15 protein-coding genes and 1 pseudogene are annotated in these 18438 nt (G+C 36.0%); 14 read left to right on the top strand and 2 right to left on the bottom strand.

What is annotated here, in order from left to right:
- Window positions 1-100 precede the first annotated feature (100 nt).
- The 3 genes from BALCAV_RS14510 (at window position 101) to BALCAV_RS22570 (ending at window position 2827) form a co-directional block, all read left to right on the top strand.
- Entirely contained in the window at window positions 101-1627 is a 1527-nt protein-coding gene (locus BALCAV_RS14510; protein ID WP_003323561.1) for a sugar ABC transporter ATP-binding protein, read from the top strand.
- Window positions 1605-2591 carry an ABC transporter permease gene (locus tag BALCAV_RS14505; RefSeq protein ID WP_003323560.1) on the top strand — a complete coding sequence of 329 codons (987 nt, stop codon included), beginning with the start codon at window positions 1605-1607 and terminating at the stop codon, window positions 2589-2591. The genes BALCAV_RS14510 and BALCAV_RS14505 overlap by 23 nt, the downstream gene beginning before the upstream one ends.
- Before the next feature lie 62 nt (window positions 2592-2653).
- On the top strand, window positions 2654-2827 hold the full coding sequence (locus BALCAV_RS22570; protein ID WP_003323559.1) for an SE1832 family protein: 174 nt from the start codon (window positions 2654-2656) through the stop codon (window positions 2825-2827).
- A gap of 107 nt (window positions 2828-2934) precedes the next feature.
- On the opposite strand, the gene BALCAV_RS14500 is transcribed toward BALCAV_RS22570, so the two are convergent.
- Window positions 2935-3849, bottom strand: a complete 915-nt coding sequence (locus BALCAV_RS14500; RefSeq protein WP_003323558.1) for a VanW family protein — start codon at window positions 3847-3849, stop codon at window positions 2935-2937.
- A 133-nt stretch (window positions 3850-3982) separates the two neighbouring features.
- Here BALCAV_RS14500 and BALCAV_RS14495 point away from each other — a divergent pair, with 133 nt between their 5' ends.
- Entirely contained in the window at window positions 3983-4945 is a 963-nt protein-coding gene (locus BALCAV_RS14495; protein ID WP_003323557.1) for an alpha/beta fold hydrolase, read from the top strand.
- A gap of 138 nt (window positions 4946-5083) precedes the next feature.
- Here the strand turns inward: BALCAV_RS14495 and BALCAV_RS14490 are convergent, their stop codons facing one another.
- On the bottom strand, window positions 5084-6142 hold the full coding sequence (locus BALCAV_RS14490; protein ID WP_003323556.1) for an AbrB family transcriptional regulator: 1059 nt from the start codon (window positions 6140-6142) through the stop codon (window positions 5084-5086).
- Between the two features lie 231 nt (window positions 6143-6373).
- Between BALCAV_RS14490 and desA the strand changes: the two genes are divergently transcribed.
- From desA to BALCAV_RS14440, 10 genes and pseudogenes are all read left to right on the top strand, one after another.
- Window positions 6374-7366, top strand: a complete 993-nt coding sequence (gene desA / locus BALCAV_RS14485) for a Delta(5) desaturase DesA (RefSeq protein ID WP_003323554.1) — start codon at window positions 6374-6376, stop codon at window positions 7364-7366.
- An 18-nt stretch (window positions 7367-7384) separates the two neighbouring features.
- Window positions 7385-8539 carry a sensor histidine kinase gene (locus tag BALCAV_RS14480; RefSeq protein WP_003323553.1) on the top strand — a complete coding sequence of 385 codons (1155 nt, stop codon included), beginning with the start codon at window positions 7385-7387 and terminating at the stop codon, window positions 8537-8539.
- Window positions 8536-9135 (top strand): response regulator transcription factor, encoded by a 600-nt coding sequence (locus BALCAV_RS14475; RefSeq protein WP_003323552.1) that lies wholly within the window; start codon window positions 8536-8538, stop codon window positions 9133-9135. Before BALCAV_RS14480 ends, BALCAV_RS14475 begins: the two co-directional genes overlap by 4 nt.
- 367 nt (window positions 9136-9502) lie before the next feature.
- The gene (locus BALCAV_RS14470) at window positions 9503-11356 is read left to right on the top strand and encodes an assimilatory sulfite reductase (NADPH) flavoprotein subunit (RefSeq protein ID WP_003323551.1); all 1854 of its coding nucleotides are present in this window, start codon (window positions 9503-9505) and stop codon (window positions 11354-11356) included.
- A gap of 28 nt (window positions 11357-11384) precedes the next feature.
- Window positions 11385-13097 carry an assimilatory sulfite reductase (NADPH) hemoprotein subunit gene (gene cysI / locus BALCAV_RS14465; protein ID WP_003323550.1) on the top strand — a complete coding sequence of 571 codons (1713 nt, stop codon included), beginning with the start codon at window positions 11385-11387 and terminating at the stop codon, window positions 13095-13097.
- A 311-nt stretch (window positions 13098-13408) separates the two neighbouring features.
- Window positions 13409-15226 (top strand): UbiD family decarboxylase, encoded by a 1818-nt coding sequence (locus BALCAV_RS14460; RefSeq protein ID WP_003323549.1) that lies wholly within the window; start codon window positions 13409-13411, stop codon window positions 15224-15226.
- Window positions 15227-15412: 186 nt separating this feature from the next.
- Window positions 15413-15955 (top strand): DUF4367 domain-containing protein, encoded by a 543-nt coding sequence (locus tag BALCAV_RS14455; protein WP_003323548.1) that lies wholly within the window; start codon window positions 15413-15415, stop codon window positions 15953-15955.
- Window positions 15956-16027: 72 nt separating this feature from the next.
- The gene (locus tag BALCAV_RS14450) at window positions 16028-16945 is read left to right on the top strand and encodes a phosphotransferase (RefSeq protein ID WP_003323547.1); all 918 of its coding nucleotides are present in this window, start codon (window positions 16028-16030) and stop codon (window positions 16943-16945) included.
- A 257-nt stretch (window positions 16946-17202) separates the two neighbouring features.
- Complete coding sequence (locus tag BALCAV_RS14445; protein WP_003323545.1) at window positions 17203-17703, top strand: flavin reductase family protein; 501 nt, start codon at window positions 17203-17205, stop codon at window positions 17701-17703.
- Between the two features lie 277 nt (window positions 17704-17980).
- Window positions 17981-18438, top strand: a pseudogene (locus BALCAV_RS14440) (hypothetical protein); the annotation flags it as partial.

Here is an 18438-nt window from a genome sequence, read left to right as displayed (position 1 = left end):
GCCTAGGGATTTTGATTTGAATAAGTGTAGAAAGGAGCTGCTCTAAGTTGGCTCCCTTCTTTTTTAATGATGAGAGTGATTTAGTGAGGGAGGGTTAACAATGAAAAAAAATGTGATAGAAATGAAGCAAATAAACATTGAATTCCCGGGAGTAAAGGCATTAGATTCTGTTGACTTCTTCATTGAGTCAGGGGTGACACATGCATTGATCGGGGCAAATGGAGCTGGGAAGTCTACACTAATGAAAGTCTTATCTGGTGCCTATACGCATTATGACGGAACGATTAAAATCAATGGAAAGGAAGTAACAATTCGTTCACCTAAGGATGCTCAAAGTTTAGGAATTCAAATCGTTTATCAGGAAGTCGATACAGCGTTAATTCCTTATTTAAGTGTGGCAGAAAATGTGATGATGCCTTTTCTAATTCATAAAATGGCGAAATCTCAACTCATCAATTGGAAAAAAATCCACGCTGAAACAAAAAAAGTACTAGAATCGATCAATGTCTTTTTATCAACGGAAAAGCTTATAAGTGACTTAACGCTTGCGGAAAAACAAATGGTATTAATTGCTCGTGCCTTAACGACGGATTGTCGTTTTTTATTACTAGATGAACCTACTGCCCCTTTAAGCCAAACAGAAACAGAGCAATTGTTTCACATTGTGAGGCACTTAAATAAACAAAGTGTTGGGGTGATTTTTATCTCCCATCGGCTACCAGAAATTTTTCAACTATGTGAAAAAATTACGATCATGCGTAGTGGTAGGAAGGTTATAACAGAAAAAGTAAGTGAAACAAATGAAAACCGAGTTGTAGAGCAAATGCTTGGTCGTAAACTCGAGGAGCAGTTCCCTTATTATCGGAAAAATGGCGAAAATATCGCTTTTGAGGTCATGAATTTTTCAGATGACGAAAAAATTAAAGACATTCATTTCTCCATTTCAAAAGGAGAAATTATCGGGATCGCTGGTCTTGTTGGGGCGGGGAAAACAGAACTATGCAAAGCATTGTTTGGAGAAGCCAAAACGACTGGTAAAATTCGTTTAAATGGAAAAGAATTAAACGTTTATTCTCCTTATGATGCTGTTAAAGCCGGCATTGCTCTTGTCCCTGAAGAGCGTAGAAAAGAAGGACTTTTAATTGATGAAACCGTTGAACATAATTTGTCTGTTGCAAATTTGCGTTCTTTTACTAATCGTTTTCATTTTCTTTTACCGAAAAAAGAAAATACATCCGCTTTATCTTTGATAGAATCTCTCGGTATCAAAACACCGAGTCCTAAAACAAAGGCTGAGTTTTTATCAGGAGGAAATCAGCAAAAAATTGCGATTGGAAAATGGTTAATAGCTGATTGTGATGTTTATATTTTTGATGAACCAACAAAAGGAGTCGACGTAGGAGCCAAAAAGGATATTTTTAATTTAATTATCGCTTTAGCTAATAGAGGGAAAATGATCATCTATGCTTCTGCTGAGCTTGCCGAAGTTCTTGGCATTACGGAACGAATTTATGTTATGTATGATGGGCAGATTGTCACAGAATTAAAGACAGAAGAAACAACAGAAGAGGAGATATTATACTATTCTGCAGGGGGACAGCAAAATGCAAACAGAACAGCCAATTAAAAGCAGTCAATCATTCTTTCAATTCTTATATAAATATGGCACGATTGTAACCGTCTTTTTATTAATCATTATTTTTACGATACTAGAACCTCGCTTTATTCAAGCAGATAACTTAATTAGTATTTTACGTTCCATTTCAATCGTGACGATTATAGCTATCGGGATCACGATTTCACTTACGGTGAACGGATTTGATTTGTCTGTTGGTTCAACTGCCTCATTAGCTAATGCGGTCGTAATGTCGATGTTTGTTTGGTTTGCACAGGATACGTTTATTGCGATTATTTCGGCTCTTTTAGTTGCCTTATTAGTTGGTTTATTCAATACATTTATGATTGTTAAATTAAAGGTACCTGACATGTTGTTAACGTTAGCGACGATGTTTATTATTCAAGGGGTTGCTTTGACTTATACAAAAGGGGCCACGATTTCACAAAATATGGTGATGCCAGATGGAAGCTTTGCATCAGGCGAAGTTCCTCAACTTTTTCAGAAAATAGGACAAGTTCCTTGGATTATTTTGATTATGGTAATCATTGTCTTCCTTGTTCATATCTTCTTGAACTATACAAAGCATGGGCGATATATGTATATGATTGGAGGAAACGAAGAGGCAGCAAGGTTATCAGGGATAGCGGTGAACAAATATAAACTGTTCGCTTATTTATTATCAGCCTCATTTGCAGCGATTGGTGGAATTTTATTAGCTTCTCGTGTTATGAGGGCAGAAATCAATGCGGGCTCTCCATACTTAATGGAGGCAGTAGCAGCTGCTTTTATAGGATTTGCTGTTTTAGGAAAAGGAAAACCCAATGCATTTGGAACGTTTGTTGGAGCTGTGTTAATTGGGATATTGGCGAATGGACTTGTTATGCTCTCTGTTCCATATTATGCGATGGACATTGTGAAAGGGACCGTACTCGCCTTTGCTTTAGCCTTAACGTATTATAAACAAAAAAACTAAGCCAAATCTTTTTTGGTTGTTAAGTGATTTATGTTATCGTAAAAAGAAAATGAGGTGAAAACATGGCTACAAAGGAATTAGAAAATCGATTAGAAGATTTAAAAGCCGAATATTTACGTATTCAGTTTGATTTAGAAAAGGTAGAATCGGTCGGAGGAAATATCGGCCCCTTAGAGCAAAAACTAACAAAGGTCGAGGCCGACATACAAGAAGTACATAAACAATTACGTGCATAAGCGAAAGTCTTGTCAACGTCTCAATTGCAGATAAAAAAGCTAATGAGTAGGAAGTATTCCTAACGATTAGCTTTTTTTGGTAGCCGTAAAAACGGACAAGCGAGAGATTAATCTGACATTTTTATTTCCCTAGGTAGTTTTTTCTCAGCATTTGGAATATTTTTGCTTTGATAACGGACGTGTTCGGTTGAATAGATCTTAATTAATAATTGCCCACCGTATACTTTCGCTTGGATTAAAATCGGTTGATTTAGCTTGTTCTGAAAACGAAAATCAGGTCCGTACCAACTGACAGTGGCATCTCGACCAGGAGGAACATAGGAAACTCGACGACTATGGATATATCTTTCCACAATCGTTAAATTTGCATGGTCGACTGCATTAAATAGTGTCGACGAAACTTGGCATATTCCACCACCAATGTCTTCACTTAATTCACCTTTAACGATGACAGTTGCTCTTTTATAACCATTTTGTGTAGTTCTTTCACCGACCATCTTATTAAATGAAAAGGCTTCACCTGGAAAAATAACTTGATTATGAATCGCTTCTGTTGCTAGTTGGATATAATGACTTCTTTCTTTATTTCTTGAATTAAAATAGGTAATATAATGGCCAATTAATTTTTCCCGTAAACTTTCCATTAATTCAGTATTCACACGAGCATAAACTGGCTTTGTTGGAATATCGATCGTTTTTGTACCCGTTTGATAATAGGATTCGATGATTTGTTTTTTCATTTCATCCACATGTAATTGATAACCAACGATGTCATCAACAACTTCTCCATAAGGGCCAATATAAGCATCTTGAGCAGGTGTGTAGATTTGTTTATTTAAATCCATTAAAAGCTTGTCCAATTGCTGAATATCAATCAATTTTTCATCGATATAAGAATGCTTTAAATTGTGCCGATTGTATGTAGAAATGATTTCATTATTTAAGCGTAAATGGATATCATCAGATAAATCTTCAATCGGAGAAACAAATAATAATGAATGAAAGAGCAGTAGCCAGAGCATAAATGTCACCTCATTTTATAGAATGAGTCAAAATGTTCTTTTTCATGATTTAAAATGAAGCAATTAAAAAAGGAAAAGATCGCCTTTTTGAGAATTTTAAAGTATTGTTAAAAAAAGGTTAGGGAGTGATAGTATGCCGTTAATTGATATGCCATTGGAAAAATTAAAAATCTATAGGGGGACAAATCCTAAACCAGTTGATTTTGACCAATATTGGGACCGTGCTCTTGTCGAAATGAATTCATTATCAAAGGAATATGTGTTAATAAAAAGTGAATTTCAAACAAAAACGGTCGAATGTTATCATCTTTATTTTACAGGAATAAGTGGGGCGAAAATTCATGTTAAATTTATGAAACCAAAAATAGCCTCGTTCAAGCACGCTGCCGTCATAAAATTTCATGGATATACTGGTCAATCTGGTGATTGGACAGGGTTATTATCATTAGCGAGTTTAGGTCATTCTGTTTTTGCAATGGATGTTCGAGGGCAAGCAGGATTGTCTGAAGATGTTGGAGGAGTCAGAGGAAATACCCATCATGGCCACATTATTCGAGGGTTAGAGGAAGAAGATCCAAACAAGCTCTTTTTTCGAGATGTGTTTTTAGATGCAGCTCAATTATTAGCTATTGTTCGGCAAATGGACCATATTGATGAATCGAGAATTGCCACAACAGGCTGGTCACAAGGAGGAGCCTTAGCTTTAGCATGTGCAGCTTTAGTTCCTGATGTAAAAAAAGTGGCGACCGTTTATCCATTTTTAAGCGATTACAAACGAGTATGGGAGATGGATTTAACAGTGGGAGCTTACCGTGAATTAAGAAGCTATTTTCGCTTTTTTGACCCCGAACATAAAAAAGAAGAAAAAGTCTTTGAAAAATTAGGCTATATTGATGTGCAACATCTAGCAGAAAGGATTAAAGCAGAGGTTCATATTGGGGTTGGATTGATGGACAGTATTTGCCCACCTTCAACACAATATGCGATTTATAATAAGATCCAATCAGAAAAACAAATTTATATTTATCCCGATTTTGAACACGAAGACTTACCGGGTCATTCAGATAAAATTCACCAGTTTTTAGAACAGTTGTAAGCTGCAGCTCGAAGTCTAAATTTCATACGAAATGAAAATCCCCCTCAAAAATCATTCAATGATGACTAGATCGGGGGGGGGTTAGAGGAACAAATAATTTCATGTGCCATATTGAATAAACGAATAATAAATATAAAATTAACAACCAACGACCTGCTCTTTTCGTTTAAAATACCACTTTAATACAATTGGTACAAAAATAACGATTATTAATATTCTTGTTAATTGAAACGCACTGACTAAGGCAGGATCTGCACCAACTTGTGAAGCTGTTAATACCATTTCAATTAAACCACCTGGTGCTAAACTTAATAAAGCAGTCACTAAGTCGATGTCTGTTACGGCGCTAAATAGAACCCCTAAAAGAAAGGCCATCATAATTAACAAAACAGCGATGCTAAAATAAATGAGACAATACTTTCCTCCAGCTTTTAGATCGGAAAGAAGAATACTTTTTCCTAAACTGATTCCGATCATAATTTGAGCGATTATTAGAATGAATTCAGGTAATATTGGTAAGGTAATCGGGCTAACATTTAATATAACTGTAACCACCATTGAGCCAATGACAATGCCAGCTGGTATTATATTGCGAACAAAATACCCGATGACAAAAGGTAAGATAAACCATAAATAATTCCAATCAAATATAAAGTTTACAGGGGATGTAATAGGAGATGATATTGTCGCACCATTACGACCAAACAATAAAATAATAAATGGCGGGATCGTAAATAAGACGGTCAATAATCGGACAGTTTGAAAAATGACAACATAAGAAGATTTAGCATTTAAAGACTCACTAGCAATGGCCATTTCAGTTAAGCCACCGGGAATCGAGCTAAAAACGCTGGTTATCTCGTCAATAGCAATCCATTTTGAAACGAGCGTACTTAAGAAAATGCTAAAGCCTATTAAAAGGATTGTAGCTATTACATAATGAATAAAATAGGGGGCAACTGTCATAAAGGTAGCTGCGGTAAAATATAAACCGAAATAAGCTCCTAAAACGACTAGTCCAGCATCCTTACAAAACGCCGGAAAATCTAATATTCGATTTGTAAAAGCTTGCCATAACATCACAAAAGTTAAACTGCCTAACATCCACGGCAGCGGAAGATGAAAATAATTAAAGACAAAACCACCAACTGTTCCGATTAAAAGTGCTTCAAAAAGTCGTTTATTTATATTTTGCAAATGAAAGACTCCTTCAAATTAAAATGAATCATAAGTATTATTTTAATCAAAATAATCGGAAAATGATAGAGGGGAGAAATGAACAGAGGACAACTTACAAAAGGAAGTGAATTTGTCTCATTTTGGGATCATCCATGACATTTATCATGGTTTTGTATATGACAGCTATGACTGCTCAAATGCTCTTTTCTTTTTTATACTGAAAAAAAAGAGTTAGAAGGGGTTTTCAGTATGGATAAAGAGAAACAAAAAGCACTTCGTAAACAGGTTGCTCCATTTGAAAAAGCAAATTTAAACACAAGTGTGGTACAATTAGTGAATACATTTATTCCCTTTTTCGGATTATGGGCATTAGCTTATTTCAGTTTAGAAATTTCATTTTTATTAAGTTTAGTTTTCTCAGTAGTAGCTGGTGGTTTTCTTGTACGTATATTTATTATCTTCCATGATTGTTGTCATTTTTCCTTTTTCAAAAATCGTAAAGCGAACCGGATTGTTGGGACGATTTCGGGCATTTTGACTTTATTTCCATATAGCAAATGGGGTCATGAGCATGCCATTCACCATGCGACAAGTGGAAATTTAGATAAGCGTGGTATCGGTGATATTTGGATGATGACAGTTGAAGAGTATAAGAGCGCTTCCACAATGACGAAATTACGTTATCGTATTTATAGAAATCCTTTTGTTATGTTTGTATTAGGCCCTATTTTTGTTTTTGTGATTGATAATCGCTTCAATCGAAAAGGAGCAAGGCGAAAAGAAAGGTTAAATACGTATTTTACAAATTTAATGATTGTCCTCATGTTCGGGGGATTAAGTTTATTAATTGGATGGCAAGCTTTGTTACTTGTACACGGACCACTCTTTTTTGTGGCAGGGGTTGCAGGGGTTTGGTTGTTTTATGTTCAACACACATTTGAGGAATCCTATTTTGAAGAAAATGACGAGTGGGAATATGTAAGGGCCTCTGTTGAAGGAAGTTCTTATTATCAATTGCCAAAACTCTTACAATGGGTAACAGGTAATATTGGCTATCACCATGTGCATCATTTAAGTCCAAGGGTGCCGAATTATAAATTGGAAGCTGTGCATAAGGAAGTAAAACCATTACAGCATGTCCAAACGATTACGATAAAAACAAGTTTAGAATCTTTAAAGTTTCATTTATGGGATGAACAACAGAAGAAATTTGTTGGGTTTAAAGAAGCCAAAATGATGTAATAGATTTGAGGAGCAAAAATGGGCAAAGAACAATTTTCCGAGCAACTAAAAAAATGGTTAATGTTTGAAAGTAAAAATGGGACTGCTCCATATATATGGACGGTCCTCTGTATTCTTCCTTTTTATTTTATTTTTCAAACGGATACGATTGTCACGATTATCGGGGTCTCTTTAACTTTGCTCTTTTTTCTTTTTTATCGAATTGCCTATTTAACAACAAAGCGTTGGTCTGTTTATATATGGACGTTAATTTTAATTACAATATCAAATGTAGCTACTTATTTATTTAGCTATGTTTATTTTTCATTCTTTATTGCTTACTTAATTGGGAGTATACGGAATCGAATCGCTTTTTTTATTTTATATTTTATTCACCTCGTATCGATCGCAGTTGCGATTAACTATATGATTGCGATTCAAGAGCCCTTTTTTATTCAACAATTACCATTTGTTTTAATTGTTTGCTTAAGTATTATTCTCCTGCCTTTTAATATTTTTAACCGCAATGAACGTGGGGAGCTTGAGGAAAAACTGGAGGATGCCAATAAAATCATTTCCGATTTAATTAAAGTGGAAGAACGTGAACGAATTGCTCGCGACCTTCACGATACACTTGGACAAAAGCTTTCATTAATTGGTTTAAAGTCAGAGTTAGCTCGTAAATTAATTACAAAAGATCCTGACCAAGCTAAAAGTGAATTAAACGATGTCCAGCAAACGGCTAGAACGGCATTGAGTGAAGTCCGTAAAATGGTTTCTTCGATGAGAAGCATACGTTTAAAAGACGAACTCAATCGGGTTGAAAGTTTGTTAAAAGCGGCAGAAATTCATTGTGTCATTCAACAAGAACAGCCTTTAAAAAACATTGCATTATTAGTGGAAAATATATTAAGTATGTGTTTAAAAGAAGGGGTTAATAACGTCGTTAAGCATAGTGGAGCGACGGAGTGTATCATTACAATTGAACAATTTGAAAAAGAAACCGTGCTAACGATTTCCGATGATGGAATGTTTAAAACGAATAAACAACAAGAACTTCCAGGTTACGGGTTGATAGGATTAAAGGAACGATTAGAGTTTGTTAATGGATATTTACAGCTTGATACAAATGATGGAACGACCTTAAAAATTATCGTACCAACAGATGCTCGCGGAGGTGACGAACGGATATGATTAAGATTGTCATTGCGGAAGACCAACAAATGTTACTTGGAGCTCTTGGGTCTTTGTTAAATTTAGAAGAAGATATGGAAGTCGTCGGAAAAGCGTCAAATGGTGAAGATGCCATTAGGCTTGTAAAAGAAAAGGAACCTAATATTTGTTTAATGGATATTGAGATGCCAGGTAAAAGTGGTTTAGAAGCTGCGGAAGTTTTAAAAAACTCAAATTGTAAAGTAATGATTTTAACGACTTTTGCCCGTGCGGGTTATTTTCAAAGAGCGATCAAGGCTGGAGTCAAAGGCTATTTATTAAAAGATTCTCCTAGTGATGATTTAGCCTCTGCTATTCGTCAAATAATGGAGGGGAAACGAATATATGCCCCTGAATTAATGGATGATGTTTTAAGTGAAAAAAACCCTTTAACTGGTCGAGAAAAAGAGGTGCTCGAACTAATTGCTGAAGGAAAAAACACGAGTGAAATTGCTGATGAACTTCGAATCAAAGCTGGAACCGTTCGTAATTATATTTCCGTTATTTTAGATAAATTAGAAGTGAAGAATCGAATAGAAGCGATTAAACAATCCAAGGAAAGAGGTTGGTTTAAATAACCTTTTTATCCACGGTCAAGGACTGTCTTAGAAGGTTATTCGATCTTTTAAGTGGTCTTTTTTTGTTGAACAATTAAAATAGGTAATGAAAATTCGGTTTAGGAGAAATTAGGGTGCGAATAAACAGTTTTTAATTAAAAGTGCTGAATATAAGAGGAGGGAGCTTTCTTCAATTATTTGAAAAATATTTTAAAGTATTTTGAAAAAATCGACATAAAACCACTTTATTTCATTAAAACCGACTTGACGTATAGGAATTGTGAAGCTATGATAAAATAAACTATTTTCTTAAAAGTGAGAAAAAAGAATTTAGGAAGTCCTTTTTAATTTATGAAAAGATTTTGATTCCTTTGTGAGGTGGATATTGTTGCAACTTAAGGTTATGAACAGTCCTTTTAATCAGGAGCAGGTAGAGTTGTTAAATCAGCTTTTACCAACATTAACAGATTCACAAAAGGCTTGGCTTAGTGGTTATATTGCGGCTAGTCAAAGTCAAGAAGTAAGCGGAGGTGTTTCAACAGAGCAAACGAATGTACAAACAGCTCCAACGATTCCGGAAGTGAAGGTAACACCAATTTCAAAAGAAGTCACGATTTTATTTGGCTCGCAAACTGGTAACGCTCAAAGTCTAGCCAAACAAACAAAACAAGCATTAACTGAGCAAGGCTTTGATGTGACACTTTTGTCAATGAATGATTTTAAGCCAAATAGTCTTAAAAAAGTTCAAAATTTGCTTATTTTAGTTAGTACACATGGCGAAGGAGACCCACCAGATACGGCCATTTCTTTCCATGAATTTTTACATGGAAAACGAGCACCAAAATTAGAGGAATTATCGTTTTCAGTCTTATCTTTAGGGGATAGCTCCTATGAATTTTTCTGTCAAACAGGAAAAGAATTTGATCAAAAATTAGAGGAGCTAGGTGGGAAAAGAATTCACCCAAGAGTAGACTGTGATTTAGACTTTGATGAGCCAGCAGCAGAATGGATTGCGGGAATCGTTCAAGCTTTTAACGAAGCAACAAGTGTTAATCAAACTTCCTCTAGTAGTCTAATAGAGACCGCATCGATTCCGGCAACGACTCAAGCATCAAACTATTCAAGAACGAACCCATTTCAAGCAGAGGTTTTGGAAAACATTAATTTGAATGGTCAAGGGTCCAATAAAGAGACGAGACATTTAGAAATCTCATTAGAGGGGTCGGGATTAACGTATAAACCGGGAGATAGTCTAGGGATTATTCCTAAAAATGATCCAAAACTCGTTGAATTATTGCTTAAAGAATTACAATGGTCAGAGGATGAAATCGTAACGGTTAATAAGCAAGGAGATGTCCTTCCATTAAAAGAAGCCCTTATAAGCTATTTTGAAATTACCGTTTTAACAAAACCATTACTTGAAAATTTAGCAAAACTATCAGCAAATGAGGAGTTACATAATTTACTTGCTCCTGAGAATAAAGACAAATTAAAAGAATACTTAAATGGTCGCGATTTGCTCGATGTTGTTCAAGACTATGGTCCTTTTTCAGGGTCAATCCAAGATTTTATCGCTCATTTAAGAAAGATTCCTGGAAGGCTTTATTCAATTGCTAGTAGTCTTGAAGCAAATCCCGAAGAGGTTCATTTAACGATTGGTGCTGTTCGATATGAATCATTTGGGCGAAACCGAAATGGTGTTTGTTCGATTTTATGTTCTGAACGAATTGAGCCAGGAGACACACTTCCGGTTTACATTCAAAGTAACGACAATTTTAAATTACCAGAAAATCCTGAGACGCCAATTATTATGGTTGGTCCTGGGACAGGGGTTGCCCCATTTAGAGCCTTTATGCAAGAACGGGAAGAAATCGGTGCAACAGGTAAGTCATGGCTCTTTTTTGGCGATCAACATTTTGTGACGGACTTCTTATATCAAATCGAGTGGCAAGGCTGGTTAAAGGATGGGAATTTAACGAAAATGGATGTAGCTTTCTCGCGTGATAAAGCGGAAAAAGTTTATGTTCAGCATCGGATGTTAGAGCATAGTAAGGAACTTTTTAATTGGTTAGAAGAAGGAGCCGTTGTTTATATTTGTGGAGACGAAAAAAATATGGCTCATGATGTACACGAAACTTTGATTTCGATTATAGAAAAAGAAGGTCATTTTTCTAAAACAGAAGCACAGGAGTATTTAGCCAATATGCAACAACAAAAGCGTTATCAACGTGATGTTTATTGATAGTTGACGGAAAGGAGTTTTGTAAGGAATGTCGAACAAAATCTTAAAAGCACCAGAAGGACCTCCAAGTGATGTTGAGCGTATAAAAGATGAAAGTAATTATTTACGTGGAACGTTAGCGGAGTCTATGGAAGAACCAATTAGTTCAGGAATTTCGGATGATGATAATCGTTTAATGAAGTTTCATGGGAGTTATCTTCAAGATGACCGTGATTTAAGGAACGAACGAAATAAACAAAAGCTTGAGCCAGCCTTTCAATTTATGTTGCGTGTTCGGACACCTGGTGGAGTTTCAACACCAGAGCAATGGTTGGTCATGGATGAGCTAGCCGGGAAGTATGGAAATCAAACACTTAAGCTAACGACTCGTCAAGCCTTTCAAATGCATGGAATTTTGAAATGGAATATGAAACAGACGATTCAAGATATTTATGCATCAAAATTAGATACAATTGCTGCCTGTGGGGATGTAAACCGTAATGTTATGGCAAACCCAAACCCTTATCAATCAGAGGTTCATGGTGAAGTGTTTGAATGGTCACAACGGCTAAGCGACCATCTATTGCCGAAAACACGAGCTTACTATGAATTGTGGTTAGATGAAGAAAAAGTCGCAGGTACTCCTGAAACAGAAGAACCTATGTATGGAAAACATTATTTGCCACGTAAGTTTAAAATCGGGATTGCTGTGCCACCTTCAAATGATATTGATGTCTTCTCACAAGATATAGGTTATATTGCCATTGTTGAAGAGGGAAAGCTTATTGGTTTTAACGTTACGATTGGTGGTGGGATGGGAATGACTCACGGTGATACAACTACTTACCCGCAACTTGGGAAAGTGATTGGCTTTGTTAAACCTGAGCAAATCCTAGATATTGCTGAAAAAATTATTACGATTCAACGTGATTATGGAAATCGTTCAGAACGAAAAAATGCTCGTTTTAAATACACCGTTGATCGTCTTGGTTTAGACGCGGTTGTCAAAGAGCTTGAAAATCGTCTCGGTTGGTCCTTAGAGGAAGCAAAGCCTTTCCACTTTGATAGCAATGGAGACAGGTATGGTTGGGTAAAAGGAGTCAAAGGTAGATGGCATTTTACCTTGTTTGTGGAAGGTGGTCGGATTGTTGATGAAGACAACTATCCACTTATGACCGGGTTAAGAGAAATTGCGAAAATTCATACGGGAGATTTTCGTTTAACAGCCAATCAAAACCTTGTCATTGCCAATGTGACAAGTCAGAAAAAGAAAAAAATCAATGCATTAATTGAGGAATATAAGTTAACAGACGGTGAGCATTATTCGGCTCTACGTCGTAGCTCACTAGCCTGTGTCGCTCTTCCAACCTGTGGTTTAGCCATGGCTGAAGCTGAGCGTTACTTGCCATCATTTATTGATAAAGTAGAAGAGATCGTTAATCAAAATGGCTTACGTGACAAAGAAATTACGATCCGGATGACTGGATGTCCGAACAGCTGCGCTCGTCCTACTTTAGCGGAAATTGGTTTTATTGGCAAAGGCCCTGGTAAGTATAACATGTATCTTGGAGCCGCGTTTGACGGAAGCCGGTTAAGCAAATTGTACCGTGAAAATATTGGGGAAGCTGAGATTATTTCGATTTTAAATGAGCTTTTACCTCGTTATGCTAAAGAACGAGAAGATGGCGAACATTTTGGGAATTTCTTGGTCCGTGTCGGAGTTATTGAGGCCACAACAGACGGAACCAATTTTCATAATTAGTAAAAAAGTGACGAAACCGATAAAGAGCATCAGGCTTTATCGGTTTTTTTTCGTGAAAAGGTAGAAACGGCAAAAGTAGGGAAGGTAACGATGTTTTTAGATAGATTTAAGCTGGCTAATCCTAATACTTCAGCAATGCTGTTTGATCTTAATCGCTTGTATAGATTACGTACGCCAAATTTCCTTTTTTAATATAGTTCACCTTTCCTAAATAATGCAACTCTATGAACAAATAGGTTCTAGCGAGACAACGCTTTCGATTAAAGGTATAATTATGATAAAAGACTTTAGAATATAGGGGTTTTTGTCATATGTATGAGAGTTTAGAGGAATGTATTATAGATTTAGAAAAAGCGGGTCATTTAGTTCGAATTAAAGAAGAGGTAGACCCGAATTTGGAAATGGCGGCTCTTCATTTACGTGTGTATGCAGAAGGGGGACCAGCTCTTTATTTTGAAAACGTAAAAGGTTCAAAGTATCCGGCTGTTTCTAATTTATTCGGAACCATTGAACGCAGTCAATTTATGTTCAGAAAAACAATAGAAAAGACACAAGCAGTGATTGCGGTACGAAACGATCCGATGAAGGTTTTAAAAAATCCATTTAAACATGTCGGTTCAGGTTTTGCAGCAACGAACGCTTTGCCACAAAAGAAAAAAGGGTTGCCAAGCACGTTTAAAGAAATTAAAATTTCAGATTTACCACAAGTGAAATCATGGCCAGATGACGGCGGTGCTTTTGTGACATTACCACAAGTTTATTCGGAGGATCCAGAAAAACCAGGAATTATGAATGCCAATCTCGGAATGTATCGTGTGCAACTAAGTGGAAATGAATATGAGATCGATAAAGAGATAGGTCTACACTATCAAATCCATCGAGGAATTGGTGTCCATCAAGCAAAAGCCGTTAAAAAAGGCGAGCCATTAAAGGTAAGTATTTTTATCGGTGGTCACCCGTCACATACTTTATCAGCAGTAATGCCGTTACCTGAGGGATTAAGTGAAATGACTTTTGCCGGTCTCCTTGCCGGACGTCGTTTCCGTTATAGTTATGAGGATGGATACTGTGTCAGTCATGATGCTGATTTTGTGATTACCGGTGATATTTATCCGAATGAGACAAAACCAGAAGGACCGTTTGGGGATCATTTAGGTTATTACAGTCTGGTCCATGAGTTTCCAGTGATGAAGGTTCATAAAGTCTATGCGAAAGAAAAGGCAATCTGGCCATTTACGGTTGTTGGTCGTCCGCCACAAGAAGATACTTCCTTTGGGGAGTTGATTCATGAATTAACAGGAGGAGCGGTCAAAGCAGAAATCCCTGGAGTAAAAGAAGTGCATGCCGTTGATGCGGCTGGTGTCCACCCGCTCCTTTTAGCGATTGGGTATGAGCGTTATACACCATTCCAAAAATTAGAACAGCCACAAGAGATTTTGACAATTGCGAATCGAATTCTTGGGACAAGTCATTTAAGTTTGGCCAAATATTTATTTATCGCCGCAGAAGAGGAAAAAGAGTTATCTACTCATCGAGAAGAAGAATTTTTCTCTTATCTTCTAGAGCGAATTGATTTGCAAAGAGATATTCATTTTCAAACGAATACAACAATTGATACCCTTGATTATACGGGAACAGGCATTAATCAAGGAAGTAAGGTTATCTTTGCTGCAGCTGGTGATAAAAAACGTGATTTATGTCAAGAAGTTCCTCAAATTTTAAAGAAACATAGCACAATTCAAGACGCTCGTTTTGTTCAACCAGGAATTATTGCGATTAATAAGTCGAAGTTTGAGACGTATGAAAAAACACAAGAAGAAATGAAAGTACTAGGAGAAGAGCTGGCACAAATAGAAGATATTCAATTATGTCCGATGATTATTGTCGCTGACGATAGTGATTTTGTCAGTGCGAGCTTAAGCAATTTTTTATGGGCGACTTTTACAAGAAGTAACCCTGCGACCGATATTTATGGCGTGAATCCTACGTATGCTCATAAACATTGGGGCTGTGACAACCTTATTATTGATATTAGAAAAAAACCACATCACGCCCCACCGTTAATTCCAGATGAAGAAGTTACAGCTAAGTTAGAACGATTTTATCAAAATGGAAAGTTAATCAATTAAAGGGAATTAGATAGAAAATCCCATCTACCCAACTAGGGCTAGATGGGATTTTCTTTATTTATGACGGATGTCGTTTTCGTGTCGAACATGTATGAGTGCTTATTTACAAAATATAAAAACAAAACGAATAGAATCCTATTTTTCACAAACACTCATCAAGAATAACCTTATGAGGAGAGAGTTTTGATGGAGAAGGGACGTTATTTATTTATCATTCTGATTGGTCTATTTGTTTTTACCTCTAGTGCTGGAGTAATGGCACAATCAAATGTACCGTTAAATACATTAAGGGAACGTGTGGAATTTCATTTCTTCACTCCTGAACTGATCGAACAGACGTATTTGCAAGTAACCGAACCAAAATTTCTCGATTCGGCAAAACCAATTACGCTTGTTCAATTAGACTATTTTGCTCAAGAGTCGGATCAATTATCGCTGACGGTGACACAACATAGAGCAAGAGGTCATTTAATCGTTAAGGAAAAACGCAAGAGCGATCAATTCGAGCGACATAAAAACACGAAAAAAATAGTGGAAGAATTTAAATTTAATAAAAATGAAGGAGTTGCGGTTGAAATTAACAAACATAATGGTCGTTTTATTAGATGGGACGACCAGGCTTATCCAGGTGGTGTTTTGCGTTGGGTTCAGAATGAGACTTTTATTGAATTAAAAAGTACGGTTTTAAATAAAGAACAGTTAATAGAAATTGCCGAAAATATGAAATAACCGATTATGAAAGCCCTTATTTTCTAAATATTATGGTATATTGGAGCTTAATGTGAAAAGGGGGAACTAAAATTGGATGGGAAGGAAATTTTGAAAAAGTTTTTAATCGATGTAAAGGAAGAACCTCAAAGTATTTACTCATTTTCACCTGTCTATAAAGTCGATGAACAGATCATTAAAAGAACACAATCTCCACTGGAAAAGTCCAAAAGATTAATTCGTTACACGACGTATTTAAACGAACATGAAATTCCTGTTGTAATCCCTGTTTCCTTAAAGGTTGATAACCCTCAACAAATTCAAGATGATTGTTATGTTGTCTACCCATTTATTTATGGGAACAAATATACGGGCTCAGAAAAGAATATTCGCCAAGCAGGAGAACTATTAGGGAAAATTCACTCGCTATCTCCAGAAACTAATTCCTATCAGTTGCCACAATATCGTGTTTTTGATTTTTATAAACATGAAGTGGAAGAAAGTATCGGTTTGATTCGTCACTTTACGAAACAATATCAAGCAAACGTAGATACAGAAAGCTTATATGAGCAGTTGTTAGAATCCGTTCACTCACAAGAGGCTATAAAAGCAGCAAATATTCAATGGCTTTTGACTCCTCATGATTATAAAGCCAATAATTTAATCTATCAGAAGCAACCTATTTTAATTGATCCAGATAACGCCATTTGGCTCCCAAAACTATTTGATTTAGCATTAGCCCTTTTCCTTTTTCATAATGAACTTGATTCAGCACCAAATCGTGTATTTACAAAAGAAGAGTGGCAATGGTTTTTGGCCGGGTATTATACATATTCAAGTATAAAAGAGGAAGAAAAGGAATGGTGGCTTGCTGCTTTAAATCATGTCTTTCTTGATGAAGTTATGTGGCTATTGGCTGAAGTGGAGGAAGATTGGAAGCGGCCAGAACAACGCCAGCTATTTGAAAGTGTTGTAGAACTGATTTTAAATCCAACCGATTATCAGATTTAACGCGTTATGATGAAGGTATTTTTGCTTAGTATGAACCTTGGCGATAGCTGAACATAGTTTCTTTACTAAACTTTGCTCACAATTGAGACTAACAAATAGGTATGTTCTCGTCAGTTAGCTAATTTTCTTGATAAAGAAAGCAACGCTCTAGGCAAAGAAGCTTAAAATATGCTATATTTACAATGAGTTTATATACATTTTTGTTTAAAAAGTAGCTGATGTAGCTATCAGGATATTTTGGGAGGGAGATTTTTTTTATGAGTGAAGTAAGCAAAGTTGATTTATTTAAAGAGGTCATGGGAAATTATCCGACTGGTGTGACGGTTGTAACAACAACTACTGATGATGGAGTCCCGTTAGGATTAACAGTTAATTCCTTTGCATCGGTTTCGATTGATCCGCTTCTTATTTTATGGTCGATTGATAAACGAGTTTCATCATATGATGTTTTTACAAATACAAATAAATTTGCTGTCCATGTGCTAGCATCTGACCAAAGTGATGTTTGCCAGTTATTTGCTTCACGTGTTGATGATCGATTTGCAAATACAGAATGGGAAAAATCGGAGCATGGCTTGCCGGTTTTAAAAAATGTTGCGGGTGTTCTACAATGTGAAACTTATAAAATGGTTGAAGCTGGAGACCATATGATCTTAATTGGTAAAGTGATCGAGATTGAAAGTGAGAAGAAAGAACCACTTCTCTATCATAAAAGAACATTTGGTCCAATTCCTAACGAATTTTATAGCACAAAGTAAAAAAAGCAATGAAGTTTATATATATATAGAAAAAAGGCTATCTCACAAGGTTATTCAACCTATTGAGTGGTCTTTTTTTGTTGATTAATAAGTTTAGCTTAATAGAGTTGATCGAGGAAATAATAGACGATTTATAGAGAGGGATAAAGGCGATTTGATAGATTTTCTGATTTTAGACGCTCCTTACAGGCTTATACAATAGACAAGGAATAAATTTATTCATAGCATATTTTTATATGAGTTTAGCAATAGAGAAAAAAGGAGGGAAAAAAAGACGATGAATACTTTTTCCGTCATCTCAGATGAAACAACGAAAAACACGATGACTATTCATGCTGATGTGTATAAGAACTTGAAAAGTAATGTTCAACAAAAAGGGTATGTCCGCTTCGGTCTGCAAATAAAGGAAGTGCATTTTCAGAGTGTGGAAGAAATGAATCCTCAGGAACTGCATTTATCAGCCAATATTATCAAACAGCTTAATCTTCCAGAAGTAGCTGACTTTGAAATAAAAATTATCGATAATGAATGGCATATCGGACCATATATAGGAATGTTAATTGCTAAGAAGGAAGTCGCAATGGTCGAAAAATTAAAAAAGCTATCTTCATATGTTGATAATTATCAAAGGATTAATGGTGCAATACTCGCTTTTTCATTAGAAGGTGTAGGTTCAAATCGTTTACAAATTAAAGGTTATATGTACAATCCTAAGTTAAAAGAATGGGAGCAGGG

The sequence above is a fragment of the Alkalihalobacillus alcalophilus ATCC 27647 = CGMCC 1.3604 genome (genome assembly GCF_000292245.2).
Lineage (GTDB): Bacteria > Bacillota > Bacilli > Bacillales > Bacillaceae_D > Alkalihalobacillus > Alkalihalobacillus alcalophilus.
This window is presented reverse-complemented; position numbering and strand designations above follow the sequence as displayed.